Below are 13,408 nucleotides of genomic sequence, written 5' to 3' on the forward strand. Positions count from 1 at the left end.
GCGCCGCACCCCGCACTTGTACGATCGCGCCATGGCGCCTCCCCCGTCCCGGCCCTCCGGCCGGACCGTGCACCCCGAACTCACTGCCGCCGTGCTGTGGGCCGTCACCGCGGGCGCCACGCCCCCCGCGCCCGCCGCCCGGCTAGCCGAGCGCCACCTCGCCGACGGCACCTCCGTGCCCGAACACCTGCACCGCGAACTGCTCGCCCACCTCCACCGCCTCGGCTGGCCGACCGTCCTGGCCGCCGCCCGCCGGCTGTTCGCCCTCCCGCAGGACCCGCTGCTGCGCTCCCTCGCCGCCGCCGAGGACGTGCCCGACCTGCTCTCCCGGTCCCGGCTCGCCGAGCCCTGGCTGTACATCGGCCACACCACCCGGGCCGAACTGCGCCCGGGCGAGCTGACGGTGCGCCACCTCGGCCACCTCGGCCACCGGCCGCTGCCCGCCGAGACACTCTTCGTCTGCGCCCTCCACCTGACCGCCGTCGCCGCCGTCACCGCCCAGGACGTGGACGCCGTCCTGCTCACCGGCGACGGCCGCGCCCTCCCGCCGTCCGCCCTCCACCCGACGGACGCGCCCACCCCGATCGCCGCCTGGCGGCTGCGCTGGACGGACACCGCACCGGCCCCGACGGCACCCCACCAGGCCGAGCGGCGGCTGCTCGGCGAGCTCCGCCGCCGGATCGCCCTCGACCCCACCGCCCCCTGGCGCCTCGGCGACACCGCCGCCGGCCTCGGCCTGTCCGCGCGTACCCTCCAACGCGCCCTGCACACCGCCGGAACCACCTTCCAGGCCGAACTCACCGCCGTCCGCCTCGACACCGCCGGCCACCTGCTGCGCCGCACCGACCTGCCGATAGCCGACATCGCCGCCGCGGCCGGCTTCACCGACCACCCCCACCTCACCCGCCGCTTCCGCGCCCACCACGGCTGCACCCCAAGCCGGTTCCGCCAGCGCTCCGCCGGGGGCGCGCACTGAGCCACCGGCACCGGGCGGCGGCCGGTCACCCCGGCGTGCTCCGGTGCGCTGCCGCGGACCGCGCAGCGTCCTCGTTCCGCCAACGCCGCTGCACGGCGCGGACGATCTCCGCCCCGGTGTCCTCCAGGAAGGCGGCGGCCGTGCCCAGTCTGGCCCCGGCCGGCGTGGCCGCGCCGAGCAGCTCGGCCCCGCCGCGGGTGAACTCGGCGATCATCGCGCTGCGTTGAGCGCTCGCCAGCAGCGCCCGGTAGCGGTAGCCGGAGGGTCCGCCGTTGCGGGCGATCTCCCGGGCCAACTGCGTGCTCGCCGGAATGATCGTGGAGCGGGTCACCGGCAGCAGCACGGCGCAGCAGATCGCCCAGCGGATCACCACGCCGCTGCACCTGAAGAGCACCTACGAACCGACCGGTGACGACCCGCGCATCCACGGCCCGCACGGCCGCGCCTACTCCAAGCTGATGGTGCCCGGCGACACCACCCCCTTCTACGACGTGACCGAGTAGAACCCCTCGCTGGGCTTCGGCTCCGGCGACATGATCTCCACCAACGGCGACCTCGCCACCTTCTTCCGCGCCCTGCTGCAGGGCCGGCTGCTGCCGCCCGCCCAGCAGCAGGAGATGCTCACCAGTCTCGACCCGCGCGGCGGGTGGATCCAGAACACCTGCTACGGCCTGGGCGTCGCTCCGCTCGACCTCTCCTGCGGCACGGGGTGGGGCGTGGGCGGCGCGATCGACGGATCCTGGTCCTACATCTTCGGCACCCGCGACGGCCACCACGTCCTCTCCACGGAGGTCAACGGCGACTGGGCCAACGGCACCCGGGCCTGGCCGATCGGCGTCTTCACCGCCGAACCGGAGGCGGAGTTCTGCACCCCCACCACGACCGCCACCACCTCCTCCTGAACCGACCACCCTCCCGGCGCCCGGCGCTCCACGGGATGCGTGACCCGACGTGACCGGCACCGCGTCACGCTGCGTGTTCGACCTCGGGGGGGGTTGGAATCGGGTGGCGGGCGGGGGGATACTGGATCTTGGAGGTGCTGCCCGGCCGAGCAGGCTCTTCGCTGTCGGAAACGACCGGGAGAGGTGGTGCCTGCGATGTCCTCCCGTTGGAAATCACCCGTCTTCTGGCTCCGGACGTTGACGGTCGTCTTCGCGGTGGCGATCTTCGCGATGCTCGTCGACGTCTTCGTCGACAGCGCGGTGAGCCACACGCAGAACGTGACCGCCGCGATCATCGCGGTGTTCGGGGCGCTGGTCCTCGCCCTGCTGGCCCTGGCGAGTCCGGGAACACTGGAGGAACTCTCGTTCGGACCCTTCAAGGCCAAGTGGCAGCACATCAAGAAGCTCGAAGACGAGGTCCAGTCGCTCCAGTTGGCAATGCTCAGTCTGGTCACCCGGTACGAGCGCAGCCACCTACGGAAGCTGGTGGCCGGGAACCAGGACGGAAAGGTCCAGTACCGGCCGTCGATGTACCAGGAGTTGGAGCGGCTGCATCATCTGGGATACGTGAAGCCGAAGCCCGAGTCCCCCGGCCTGGTGGGGATGAAGGAGAGATTCGAATCGGACCCGGTCACGCAGTTCCCGCTGTCGAAGTACGTGGTCCTCACCGCCATGGGAAGCAAGTACCTTGAGCTGTACCGGAACTGGACGCCCAGGATCGACGTGAGCCGGCAAGGGGACGTGACGATCGGCGGCAAGGACTTCGGCCGGGCGGAGGACTGGGAAGACATCGTGGATTACGCCATGAGGTCGGGCTGGTACGACGAACCGGACCACGAGGACGTGGACTTTGCCCGGAACACACCGGAGGCTCTGCGTACGCCGGTGGCCTTGCGTACGCCGGAGGCTTCGCGCACACCGGACGGCACGCCGGAAGGGGCGGAGGGCCGGAAGAAGGAAGAGGAAGAGGTCCCTCCCATGGGGGCGGTCCCCGGGCCCGACGGCACGGAATTCCGGGTCTGGGCTCCGAACGCCGCTGCGGTGAGCGTCCTAGGGTCGTTCGACGGCTGGGCCACGCCGCACCCGATGGCCATCGAGGGTCACGGCAACTGGGCGGTCCGGCTGGACGAGGCCGCCCCGGGGGACGAGTACAAGTACCTGGTCACCGCCAGCGACGCCGAGCTGCGGAAGAACCGCGAGCTGTGGAAGATCGACCCCTACGCGCGCCGGCTGACCGGTTCGGTCGGCAACGCGGTGATCGAGGCCGCCGCCTTCGACTGGGGCGAGCAGAAGTGGCAGACCCCGGCACTGGACGACCTCGTCATCTACGAGCTGCACGTCGGCACCTTCAGCGGCGCCGACGGCCCGCCCGGTCGGCTGTCCGGGCTGACCGAGCGGCTCGACGTGCTGGCCGAGCTCGGGGTGACGGCCATCGAGCTGATGCCGGTCACCGAGTACGCCGGGGAGAGGTCCTGGGGCTACAACCCGGTTTCGGCCTTCGCGGTGGCCGGCGACTACGGCACCCCGGACGACCTGAGGACCCTGGTCCGGGAGGCCCACGGGCTCGGCCTGGCGGTGCTGTGCGACGTCGTCTACAACCACTTCGGGCCGAACGACCTCGATGCCGGACTGCGCCGCTTCGACGGCTGGTACGAGAACGACGGCGACGGGATCTACTTCTACAACGACGAACGCCGCGATACCGGGTGGGGTCCGCGCCCGGACTACGGCAGGCCCGAGGTCTGCCGGTACCTGAAGGCCAGCACGCTGCACTGGCTGCGGGAGTACCGCATGGACGGCCTGCGGTGGGACGGCACCGCGTTCATCCGCAGCGTCGGCGTCGGCAACGAGGCCGGCGGCGGGCTGGGCCACGGGATCCCCGAGGGCTGGCGTCTCATGCGCGAGGTCAACTTCGCGATCGGGACCGCCCTGCCGGGGAGGATCCGCATCGCGGAGGACCTGCAGGACGAACCCGCGCTCACCACCGCCGCACCCGTAGGGGCGGGGTTCGACTCCCAGTGGGACGCCGGCTTCGTCAACGCCCTGCGGGACGCGCTCACCCCCGCCCGGGACGAGGACCGCGACATGCGTCGGGTCTGCGAGGCGGTCGGGCACCGGATCGGCGGCCGCACGTTCGCCCGGGTGATCTACACCGAGTCGCACGACGACGTCGCCCGCGCGCACCAACGCCGCCGCCTGCCCGAGGCGATCTGCCCTGAGAGCCCCAGGAGTTGGTACGCCAAGAAACGCTCGACCCTCGGCGCCGCGGCGGTGATGACCGCACCGGGCATCCCCATGATCTTCCAGGGGCAGGAGTACCTGGAGGACACCGCTTTCGACGACCGCGCCCGACTCGACTGGGCCGCCAAGCGGGAGCGCCACACGGGGATCACGCAGCTCTACCGGGACCTCATCGAGCTGCGACGCAACCGCGGGAACACCACCGCCGGCCTGCGGGGCACGGGTGTGGAGACCTATCACCGCAACGACACCGACAAGGTGATCGCCTTCCGCCGCTACCCGACGGAGCACCCCGAGGACAGCACCGTGGTCGTCCTCAACTTCGGCAACCACGCGTACCCCGCGTACGACCTCGGGTTCCCTCGCGAAGGGACCTGGCACGTGCGGTTCAACAGCGACGCGCAGGCCTACGACTCGACGTTCGAGAACGCGCCCAGCCACGACGTCCGCACCCGCCCCGGGCCCAGGGACGGGCAGCCGTGCACGGGCACGGTCGGGGTGGGAAAGTACAGCGCGGTCATCCTGTCCCAGGACGCGTGACGGGCGACGGGTCGAGGTCGAGGTCGAAGGAGTCGGCTGCGGTGAGCTGCTCGACGAACGTCCTGAAGTCCGCAGCCAGTTCGAGTTCGGTGCCGAGCTCGGTGTCGAACCAGGTGACCGACGGATCGCCGTCCGGGCCGCAGGCCCGGTAGTCGAGACCGATCCAGTAGTGACCGTCACCCGAGAGGAGGACGAGCGGCGACGGCAGCGCCCATTCCTCGACCAGGTAGGGGGTGTCCAGCAGCGACATCATCCGCCCGCTTCGGCCGATGCCCAGCAGGGCGTCGAAGGGGACGTGGTCCTCGCTCCACGAGGTCGGCCGGCCGGTGGGGAACGCGTCGTGCTCGTCGGCCACGATGCCGCCGTTGCGGATCCGCAGGAGGTCGAGCAGGGCCGGGGGCAGGGTCACACCGAGCAGACGCTCCGCTTCCCGCACCGCCTCGGCCGTCAGGGGCTCGTGGACGCCGTGCTCACCGGCACCCCAGAACGTCGCCGTGACCTCGTCGAATCGCGTCATGACGGGCAGCCTACGGCTCGGCCGCACGCGCCCGGCCGCCGGGTCACGCCGGGCGCAGGAGGTCCAGCTCCTCCCCGATCGCCGCACGCAGGGGGTCGTGCCGCGGGCCGAGGGCGAACCGCCGGTCGGACCACCGGTCCCGGGGGTAGAGCCACACCGGCCTGCCCACCAGGTCGGCGGGCTCCCACTCGAAGCGCGGCCAGACGTGCGCGTGCAGGAAGCCGTCCGTGTTGCCGAGGATCTCCAGGTTGACCCGCCGGAAGGCCGGATCCAGGCGCCGGGAGGCCCGCTCGACCGCCTCGCCGAGCCGGTCCATGTCGGAGAGGAAGGCCAGCCGTCCGGCTCTGGGCAGGTCCGAGAGCCGTTCCACCCGGGGGTCGTCCGCCAGGAGCACCGAGTAGCCCGGCAGGAACTGCGTATCGCCGATCACGGCGAACCCCGCGGTCAATCGCCGCAGCACCGTGGGGTTCTCGCCCCGCAGCGCGCTCCCGATCCGGTCCGTCCGCCAGTCGTCAGCCATGGCCGGAATCTACCCGGCCGCGACCACCCCACCCCTCGGAGGGTGGTCGCGGCGCACGGTCACAGCACGGCCAGCGCCGCCTCCAGGTCGTCCAGGCCCAGGGAGCCCTGGCGCAGGGCCGTCATGTGCCAGCGCTTGAGGTCGAAGTCGGCGCCGAGCCGACGGCGGGCCGCCTCGCGGCCGGCCAGCCAGGCGCGCTCGCCGAGCTTGTAGCCGATGGCCTGGCCCGGGCGGCCGAGGTAGCGGACGATCTCGCTCTCCAGGACGGCCGGCGTCATCCCGGCGTACTCCGCCATGAAGGCGCCGCCCAGCTCCGGGGTCCAGCGCTCGCCCGGGTGGAACGGGGAGTGGGCCGGGATGACGCTCTCCAGGTGCATGCCGATGTCGATGACGACGCGGACGATCCGCATCATCTGCTTGCCGAGGTAGCCGAGGCGGCGGGCCGGGTCGGCGAGGAAGCCGAGCTCGTCCATCAGGCGCTCCGCGTACAGGGCCCAGCCCTCCACGTTGGCGCTGATCTTGCCGAGGGTGACCTGGTAGCGGGACAGCCGGTCGGCGGCCGCCGTCCAGGAGGCGAGCTGCAGGTGGTGGCCGGGGACGCCCTCGTGGTACCAGGTGCTGACCAGGCGCCAGGTGCGGAACCGTTCCTCGGCGTCGCCGTTGGCCAGCGGGAGGAAGGTCCGGCCCGGGCGGGCGAAGTCCAGGCTCGGGCCGCTGTAGTGCGGCGCGGCCGCGCCGCCGGCCGGGGCGATCCGGGTCTCGACGCGGCGCAGCGGGCCGGTGATGTCGAAGTGGCGCCCGTCGAGCGCCTCGATCGCCTCGTCGGTGATCTGCTGCAGCCAGGCGCGCATCCGCTCGGCGCCCTGCACGGTGTGCCCGTGCTCGTCCAGGTGGGCGCGGGCCTGCCGGACGGTGGCGCCCGGAAGCACCCGCCCGGCCTCGGTGCGCAGTTCGGCCCAGACCCGGTGGAACTCCTCCCACGCCCAGCCGTAGGCCTCGTCCAGGTCGAGGTCGGCGCCGGTGTAGCGGCGGGCCCCGAGCAGGTAGCGCTCGCGGCCGACGGCGTCCGGCGTGCCCTGCGCGGCGGGCCGGTAGGTGTCGCGGAGCCAGTCCCGGAACGCGGCCACGGCGGCGGTCGCGTCCTTCGCGGCCGTGTCCAGCTCGGGGCGCAGCCGCTGCGGCGCGGGGGCGACGAACTCGGCGAACCAGCCGCGGCCGCCGACCGTCCGGCCGTCGGCCGTCTCCCCGGTCCACGCGGTGAGTTGCGCGCCGAGGACGTCGGCCTGCCGGGGCGCGGCGAGCAGTCCGCGCGCGACGCCCTCCGCCAGGGTGGCCCGGTAGCCGTCCAGCGCGGCGGGCAGGTTCCGCAGCCGGCCCAGCACCGGGGCCCAGTCCTCGTCGGCGGCGGTGGGCATCATCGTGAAGACGTTCCGGAGCTGGTGCACCGGCGTGTGCAGGTTCGCGACGGTCCGCAGGTGCTCGCCGGCGTCGTGCGCCCGCACCTCGGCCTCCAGCCGCTCGCGCAGCAGCCTCGCGCACGCGTGCTCCACCGGGTCCGCGTCGGGCCCGGCTTCGGGCAGGGCGTCGAGCCGGGCCAGGGTCTGCCGCGCGAACCGGGCCTGCTCCTCGAACCCGTCGGGCGACAGGTCGGGCATCGAGTCGTCGCCCGGGGCCAGGCCCAGGGCCGTGGAGGTGACGGGATCGTGTGCGGCGACCAGGGCCACGTAGTCGTCGGCGACCTGTCGGGGAGTCATCACGTGGTCGGGCATGTCGTCCTTCTCGTTCGCCCGGTCCCTGCCGCCGGTGGGACGTCCCTTCGGCGGAGGCTGGTGCGGAGGCTGGTGCCGCGGCTCTCGGAACCGGAGTGGAGGTCGGGATCGGGATCGGGATCGTACGGCTGGTCGCTGCGGATGCGGCGGCTTCCCATCCTGCGCAGGTGCGCCGCGAAATGTCCCGTCGTTTGACCACATCCGTCAAACGACCACCGTGTTGCCGGTGGGACGGGTGCAGCATGGGTGCATGAGCGTGTGCATCGACATCGCGGGGCTGCGACCGGAGCACGTCGCCGCCGTACCCTCCCCGCTCGCCGAACTCGGCATGGCGCTGCACGCGCTGGCCGAGCCGGGGCACCACCCGGGGCTCCAGGGCTGGGCGGCCGGCGTGACCGCCCGCCTCGACCCGCACCTGGCCGACCGGCTGTACGAGGTCGACTTCCTCTGGCGGACGACCTTCTCCGATCTCTTCCTCCCCTACGCGGGCATCCCCGGCGGAGCGGCCCGCCCCGGGGCCACGCTCGGCGAGGAACTCGACCTCCTGGACGAACTGACCGACGAGCAGTTCGTCGACGCCGCGCTGGAGTTCAACTACCCGATGCCCTACGGCGAGCCGAGCCCCGGTCCGCTCGACGGCCCCGGGCAGCACCGCCGCGCCCTGGAGCTGGCCGCGATGCGCGGGCCCCGCCAGATGCGCTTCAGCGACCGGCTGCTGACCGATCCGCCCCGGATCCGGCAGTGGCTGCGCCGGCTCCTGGAGGACTGCGACGAGGCGTTCTTCGCGGACACCTGGTCCCGGTTGCGCCCCCGGCTCGCGGCCGACACCCGCCACCGGACCGAACTGCTGCGCCGCAAGGGCGTGGCCGAGGCGCTCACCTCCCTGTCGGCGGCCGTCACCCTGGACGAGGCGGAGGCGAGGGTCACGGTCGACAAGGTCGGCGCCGGCCGGACCGCCACGGCGGACCGCGGCCTGCTCCTCGTACCCACCAGCATGGGCTGGCCGCACCTGATGGTGCTGCACCGCGACGGCTGGCAGCCGGTGGTGCACTACCCGATCGCCTCCCCGGAGCTCGCGACACCGCCCCCCTCCGTCGAGCAGCTCACCCTGCGCCTGGCCGCCCTCTCCCACCCCGCCCGCATCCGCCTGTGCCGCCACCTGGCCCGCGGCGCCTACACCACCAGCGAACTCGCCCAGATCCACGGCCTGACCGCCCCGGAGGTCTCCCGGCACCTGGGCGTCCTGAAGAAGGCGGGCCTGGTCACCACACAGCGCCGCGGACGCTACGCACTGCACCAGCTGGACGTCACCGTCGTCGCCCGGCTGGGCGGCGACTTCCTGGAGGGCGTCCTCCGCTGACCGACCCGCCCACCCACGGGCCAGCCCCACCCACGGGCCCGGCGCCGTTCCAGGCGCAGCAGGAGCTGCGGATCCGCGCGGTGATGATGAACCGTTGGGACTCGTCCGGGGCCAGCCGCACGTGGGTACGGTCGAGGAACGGACGGGCACCGACCCGTCCACGGGTGAACTCGTCCACCTCCCAGAGCTCCGGGCGTTCCTGGTCGAGGTCGAGTTCCAGCTCCGGTACGCCGCTGACACCCTGCGGGAGCCGGGAGACCAGCGCTCCGGTGAGCGGTTCGGCACGCTCGACGACCTCGGCCCGCATGCCGCGCAGGGTGAGGTGGGCGTCCGAGCGGTTGGTCACGGTCACGGACAGTTCCGTGGTCGCGAAGTCCACGCCGCCGTGCCCGCGGGCCCACTCGGCCACGTCCTCCTGGCCCGGGCGCTGCCCCGGCAACAGCACCGGGGGTTCGTCGAGCGCCGCTCGCGAGGGGATCACCAGCCACTGGCCGGGCTCGAAGTACTCGACGAGGACATCCACCGTTTCGGGGCCCGTCGGCCGCGCCGGCCGCGCCGCCGGGTGGAGGTGCACGTCCCCGTGCACGCTTCCGGTCTGCAGCACCGGGCCGTTGACGGTCGACCCACCGGTGACGAGGCACTCCACCGAGGAGGTCGGGGGCGGTTCCGGGTGATCCTTCGGCATGACCCCATGCTCGCAGCCGCGGACCGGACGTGAAGGGCGTTCACCCGAAACTCCCGCCCCGCGAGGGGGAGGAACAACCTTACCCGCTCAGGAAGTCGGGGGCGCGGCAGCACCCCTGTCGCTCACTCGACCAGGGCCGCGGCGATGCGGCGGATCGTCTCGCGGCGCTGCGCCCGGTCGACGGGGTCCAGGACCGCCAGCACCTCGGGGTTGGACGCCGCCCACAGCATCGCGACGTGGGCGAGCAGGGCGAACAGGACCCGGGGGTCGAACCGGGTCGAGACCCGGCCCTCGGCCTGCAGCTCGGCGATGGCGGCACTCCTGCTGCGCACCTCGGCGATGCCGAGTTCGTTGAGCGCGTCGCCGTGCTCCAGCCGCTGCCAGGTGATGATCCGGGGGATGTCGGGGTACTCCGCGTAGAGGTCGCTCAGGCTTGCCGTGAACCCGGGCAGGTCGTTCACGTCGAGCGGCACGTTCACGACGATCTGCTCGACCAGTTCGTTCCAGACGGCGTCGAACAGCCCGGCCTTGTTCCCGAAGTAGTGGTAGATCTGCGCCTTGTTGCTCCGTGCGGAGGCGGCGATGCGGTCGACGCGGGCACCGTTCAGCCCGTGCGCGGCGAACTCGGCCCGGCCGGCCGCGATGAGTCTCCGCTTGGTGGCTTCGGCGTCGCGCTCCATCTACCCCAGCTCCTAACTAACCGTTTACTTGACAGGGTCACCACGACACAGTCTAATCAACTAACCGTCTAGTTGAATATGGACGGGCGTGCACCTCGGGGTGGGGTCACGCATCTCGGGGCGGGGTCGCGCACCTCGGGGGCAGGGGAGGGGACCGGGCGTGGAACCGGGCATGGTGATGGTCGGTCGGGACGGCGAGCGGGCGAGGCTGTCCGCGTTCGTGCAGGCCCCCGACGGACAGGCCCTGCTGCTCAGGGGCGAGGCCGGCGTCGGCAAGAGCACCCTGCTCGACCTGGCGGCGCGGATCGCGGCCGGGGACGGCCACCTGGTGATCCGGGCCACCGGGGTCGAGGCGGAGACCGAACTGCCCTACGCCGGGCTGCACCAGCTCCTCTACCCGCTGCTCCCGGACGGCGGACACCCCGGCCGGCCACCGCTGAACGCCGCCGCCCGCACCGCGCTCGACGCCGTGTTCGACCGGACGGACGACTCGCCGCCGTCCGCCATGGCCCTCGGCATCGCCGTCCTCAACCTGCTCTCGTCGACCGCCGCGACCCGGCCCCTGCTGCTCGTCCTCGACGACGGCCAGTGGCTGGACGAGGCCAGCGCCGACGTCTGCGGGTTCGTCGGCCGCCGACTGGCCGGCAGCCCCGGGGTCAAGCTCCTGGTGGCCGTCCGCAGCGACATCGCCTCACGGTTCGACACCGCGGCCCTGCCGGAGGCACCTGTCCACGCGCTCGCCGACGCGGACGCCACCTGCCTGCTGGACCGGCACCACCCGCAGCTCGGCAGGCACCTGCGCGGCCTCGTGCTGGAGACGGCCCGCGGCAACCCGCTGGCACTGCTGGAGCTGCCCGCCCACACCGCCTCCCAGCCGGGCGACCGGGCGCCGGAGGACCTGCTCGGCCCGCACGGCGTGCCGCTGCCCCGGCGGATCCAGGAGATCTACGCCACCCGCCTGGCCCGCCTCGGCGACACCGTCCGGGCGCAACTGCTGACCGGCGCCCTCGACGGCACGGCGGCCAGGCCCGGCGACGGCCCCGCCCCGACCGCGGGGTACCGCATGCGCGGCGTCGACGAGGCGGTCGGGTGCGGCCTGCTGGTCGTCGAGCCGGCCACCGGCAGCCTCGTCTTCCGGCACCCGCTCGTCCGGTCGGCCGTCGTCCAGCTCGCCACCACGGACGAACGCCGGGCCGCCCACCGGGTGTTGGCGCACCTCCACCGGGAGAACCCGGAACGGCGCGCCACCCACCTCGCGGCCGCCACCGTCGACCCCGACGAGGAGGTGGCCGCCGCCCTCGAAACCGCCGCCCGGTCGGCGACCCGGCGCGGGGGCGCGCGCATGGCCGTGTCCTGGCTCACCCGTGCCGCCGAGCTCAGCGAGAACCGGGCCGACCGCTCCCGGCGGCTCGGCGACGCGGCGTACGTCGCCGGGCAGGCGGACCGGCTCGGCCAGGCCCGCAGCCTCGCACTGGCCGCCTCCACGCCCGGCTCGGACGACAACCCCGCCGCGGTCCTCGCCGACGCCTACCTGGCGCTGTACCAGAACGGCGACGTGCGGGCCACGCACCGCCAGGTCACGGAGGCGATCGGGCGACTGCGCGACGGCGACGCGGGCCGGCCGTTCCGGGCGCAGCCGTTCCAGGCCCATCCCTCCCCGACCCGGCCGTTCCCGGCCCGGCCCTCCCCGCCCCGGCCCGACGCCGACCCCAACGGCGAGGTGCTCGACCGCCTGGTCAGCCTCCTGCTCGCCGTCAGCCAGTTCGCCGGCAGCCGTACCGCGTGGCACCGCACGCACGAGGTCCTCACCTCCCTCGGCGACCTCGCCACCGAACGGGCGTGGCTGTACGCCGGCACCTGGAGCGACGTCGTCCGGCACGGCGCCGGCCTCGCCGAGGCGGTGGAACGGGCCGCGGCGGACCTGCAGCACCAGGACCCGTGGGACGTCACGCGCCTGGCCGTGTCGGCCTACCACCTCGACGTCCTGAGCCCGCTGCGCCCGTACCTGGAGCGCGTCGTGGACCGCGAACTGGACACCGGCGCCACGTCCAGCGGCATCGTCATGCTGCACCTGGTCATGCTCGACCAGACCGCGCTCGGCCAGTGGGACGCCGCCGAACGCACCGGACAGCACGCCCTGGCCCTGGCGACCGAGACCGGCAACCAGCTGTTCGCGCACCAGACCCGCGCCTACCTGGCCCAGCTCGCGGCCGTACGCGGCCGGGCGCAGGAGGCCCGCGACCTGCAGGCCGAGGTCGACGCCTGGGCCCGCCCGCGCGGCGTCGGATTCCTCACCCAGCTCGCGGACGGCATCGGCGCGACCACCGCGCTGAGCGCCGGCGACTACGAGACCGCGTTCCTCTACGCCATCGGCATCACCGCGCCGGGGGCGTTCCGGCCCTACGCGTACCAGGCGTCGCGAACCCTCCTCGACCTCGTCGAAGCCGCCCTGCACACCGGGCGTGCCGAACAGGCCCGGGCCCACGCGCTGGCCGCGCGGGACGCCGGCCTGCCCGACCTCTCCCCGCGCCTGGCCCTGATCACCCACGGGGCCCTCGCGATGACGGCCGACGACGACGGGGAGGCGGCGGAGATGTACACCCGCGCGCAGTCCCACCCGGCGGCCGAGCGGTTCCCGTTCGAGCTGGCCCGGATCCGGCTCGCCCACGGGATCCGCGTGCGCCGCGCCCAGGGCGGTGCGGCGGCCCGCGCCTTCCTCGCCCCGGCCGCCGAGGCCCTCGACCGGCTCGGCGCCACCGCCTGGGCCGCGCGGGCCCACGCCGAACTGCGGGCGAGCGGCGTCACGCCCCACCCCCCGGCACCCACCGCGGTGCCGATGACCTGGCAGGAGCGCCGGGTCGCCGAACTCGCCGCCGCCGGCCTGACGAACAAGGAGATCGGCGAGCGGATCCGACTCTCCCCCCGCACGGTCAGCGCCCACCTCTACCGCGTCTTCCCCAAACTGGGCGTCACCACGCGCGCCGCCCTCCGCGACGCCCTGACCAGGATCGACCACCCCTCCGCCGCACCCTGACCCCCGCCCCGGCCGGGCATACGGCCGCGGAGGCCCGTCGAGTGCCTTCACGAACCATGGCCTTCACGAACCTTGGCTTTCAAGAACCTTGGCCTTCACGAACCGTGCCGTCAAAAATCCCGTCGAACTCCGACGCACCATCAGG

General features: G+C 73.5%; 12 protein-coding genes. 6 read left to right on the forward strand and 6 right to left on the reverse strand.

The window, feature by feature from the left end; translation table 11 throughout:
* Positions 1-31 precede the first annotated feature (31 nt).
* Complete coding sequence (locus ACZ7KX_RS34590; protein WP_470329949.1) at positions 32-976, forward strand: helix-turn-helix transcriptional regulator; 945 nt, start codon at positions 32-34, stop codon at positions 974-976.
* Between the two features lie 25 nt (positions 977-1,001).
* On the opposite strand, the gene ACZ7KX_RS34595 is transcribed toward ACZ7KX_RS34590, so the two are convergent.
* The gene (locus ACZ7KX_RS34595) at positions 1,002-1,307 is read right to left on the reverse strand and encodes a hypothetical protein (RefSeq protein WP_470329950.1); all 306 of its coding nucleotides are present in this window, start codon (positions 1,305-1,307) and stop codon (positions 1,002-1,004) included.
* On the opposite strand from ACZ7KX_RS34595, the gene ACZ7KX_RS34600 reads away from it, so the two are divergent.
* The 3 genes from ACZ7KX_RS34600 to ACZ7KX_RS34610 all read left to right on the forward strand — a co-directional run bounded on the left by ACZ7KX_RS34600 (position 1,294) and on the right by ACZ7KX_RS34610 (position 4,698).
* Positions 1,294-1,479, forward strand: coding sequence for a hypothetical protein (locus ACZ7KX_RS34600; protein ID WP_470329951.1), 186 nt, complete (start codon positions 1,294-1,296; stop codon positions 1,477-1,479). The genes ACZ7KX_RS34595 and ACZ7KX_RS34600 overlap by 14 nt on opposite strands.
* A 30-nt stretch (positions 1,480-1,509) precedes the next feature.
* A complete protein-coding gene (locus ACZ7KX_RS34605; protein ID WP_470329952.1) occupies positions 1,510-1,878 on the forward strand; it encodes a hypothetical protein in 369 nt (122 codons plus the stop codon).
* A 195-nt stretch (positions 1,879-2,073) separates the two neighbouring features.
* Positions 2,074-4,698, forward strand: coding sequence for an alpha-amylase family glycosyl hydrolase (locus ACZ7KX_RS34610; RefSeq protein ID WP_470329953.1), 2,625 nt, complete (start codon positions 2,074-2,076; stop codon positions 4,696-4,698).
* Here ACZ7KX_RS34610 and ACZ7KX_RS34615 read toward each other — a convergent pair.
* From ACZ7KX_RS34615 to ACZ7KX_RS34625, 3 genes are read right to left on the reverse strand one after another with little or no spacing between them, the layout of a single operon-like run.
* Positions 4,676-5,215: an SMI1/KNR4 family protein gene (locus ACZ7KX_RS34615; protein WP_470329954.1), complete on the reverse strand. Its 540-nt coding sequence runs from the start codon at positions 5,213-5,215 to the stop codon at positions 4,676-4,678. The genes ACZ7KX_RS34610 and ACZ7KX_RS34615 overlap by 23 nt on opposite strands.
* 43 nt (positions 5,216-5,258) lie before the next feature.
* A complete protein-coding gene (locus ACZ7KX_RS34620) occupies positions 5,259-5,735 on the reverse strand; it encodes an HIT family protein (RefSeq protein ID WP_470329955.1) in 477 nt (158 codons plus the stop codon).
* Between the two features lie 59 nt (positions 5,736-5,794).
* Positions 5,795-7,504 carry a DUF885 domain-containing protein gene (locus ACZ7KX_RS34625; protein WP_470329956.1) on the reverse strand — a complete coding sequence of 570 codons (1,710 nt, stop codon included), beginning with the start codon at positions 7,502-7,504 and terminating at the stop codon, positions 5,795-5,797.
* A 250-nt stretch (positions 7,505-7,754) separates the two neighbouring features.
* On the opposite strand from ACZ7KX_RS34625, the gene ACZ7KX_RS34630 reads away from it, so the two are divergent.
* On the forward strand, positions 7,755-8,864 hold the full coding sequence (locus ACZ7KX_RS34630) for a DUF5937 family protein (protein ID WP_470329957.1): 1,110 nt from the start codon (positions 7,755-7,757) through the stop codon (positions 8,862-8,864).
* Here ACZ7KX_RS34630 and ACZ7KX_RS34635 read toward each other — a convergent pair.
* Entirely contained in the window at positions 8,812-9,549 is a 738-nt protein-coding gene (locus ACZ7KX_RS34635) for a hypothetical protein (RefSeq protein ID WP_470329958.1), read from the reverse strand. The genes ACZ7KX_RS34630 and ACZ7KX_RS34635 overlap by 53 nt on opposite strands.
* 122 nt (positions 9,550-9,671) lie before the next feature.
* Positions 9,672-10,229, reverse strand: coding sequence for a TetR/AcrR family transcriptional regulator (locus tag ACZ7KX_RS34640; protein ID WP_470329959.1), 558 nt, complete (start codon positions 10,227-10,229; stop codon positions 9,672-9,674).
* A 172-nt stretch (positions 10,230-10,401) separates the two neighbouring features.
* Here ACZ7KX_RS34640 and ACZ7KX_RS34645 point away from each other — a divergent pair, with 172 nt between their 5' ends.
* Positions 10,402-13,263 carry a helix-turn-helix transcriptional regulator gene (locus ACZ7KX_RS34645; protein ID WP_470329960.1) on the forward strand — a complete coding sequence of 954 codons (2,862 nt, stop codon included), beginning with the start codon at positions 10,402-10,404 and terminating at the stop codon, positions 13,261-13,263.
* Positions 13,264-13,408: the final 145 nt, after the last annotated feature.

This window comes from Kitasatospora sp. NPDC038210, assembly GCF_055600605.1.

Coding starts and splice junctions, on each gene's coding strand:
- ACZ7KX_RS34590 (WP_470329949.1), top strand. CDS start 32: ATGGCGCCTCCCCCGTCCCGGCCCTCCGGCCGGACCGTGCACCCCGAA.
- ACZ7KX_RS34605 (WP_470329952.1), top strand. CDS start 1,510: ATGATCTCCACCAACGGCGACCTCGCCACCTTCTTCCGCGCCCTGCTG.
- ACZ7KX_RS34610 (WP_470329953.1), top strand. CDS start 2,074: ATGTCCTCCCGTTGGAAATCACCCGTCTTCTGGCTCCGGACGTTGACG.
- ACZ7KX_RS34615 (WP_470329954.1), bottom strand. CDS start 5,215: ATGACGCGATTCGACGAGGTCACGGCGACGTTCTGGGGTGCCGGTGAG.
- ACZ7KX_RS34620 (WP_470329955.1), bottom strand. CDS start 5,735: ATGGCTGACGACTGGCGGACGGACCGGATCGGGAGCGCGCTGCGGGGC.
- ACZ7KX_RS34625 (WP_470329956.1), bottom strand. CDS start 7,504: ATGCCCGACCACGTGATGACTCCCCGACAGGTCGCCGACGACTACGTG.
- ACZ7KX_RS34630 (WP_470329957.1), top strand. CDS start 7,755: ATGAGCGTGTGCATCGACATCGCGGGGCTGCGACCGGAGCACGTCGCC.
- ACZ7KX_RS34635 (WP_470329958.1), bottom strand. CDS start 9,549: ATGCCGAAGGATCACCCGGAACCGCCCCCGACCTCCTCGGTGGAGTGC.
- ACZ7KX_RS34640 (WP_470329959.1), bottom strand. CDS start 10,229: ATGGAGCGCGACGCCGAAGCCACCAAGCGGAGACTCATCGCGGCCGGC.
- ACZ7KX_RS34645 (WP_470329960.1), top strand. CDS start 10,402: ATGGTGATGGTCGGTCGGGACGGCGAGCGGGCGAGGCTGTCCGCGTTC.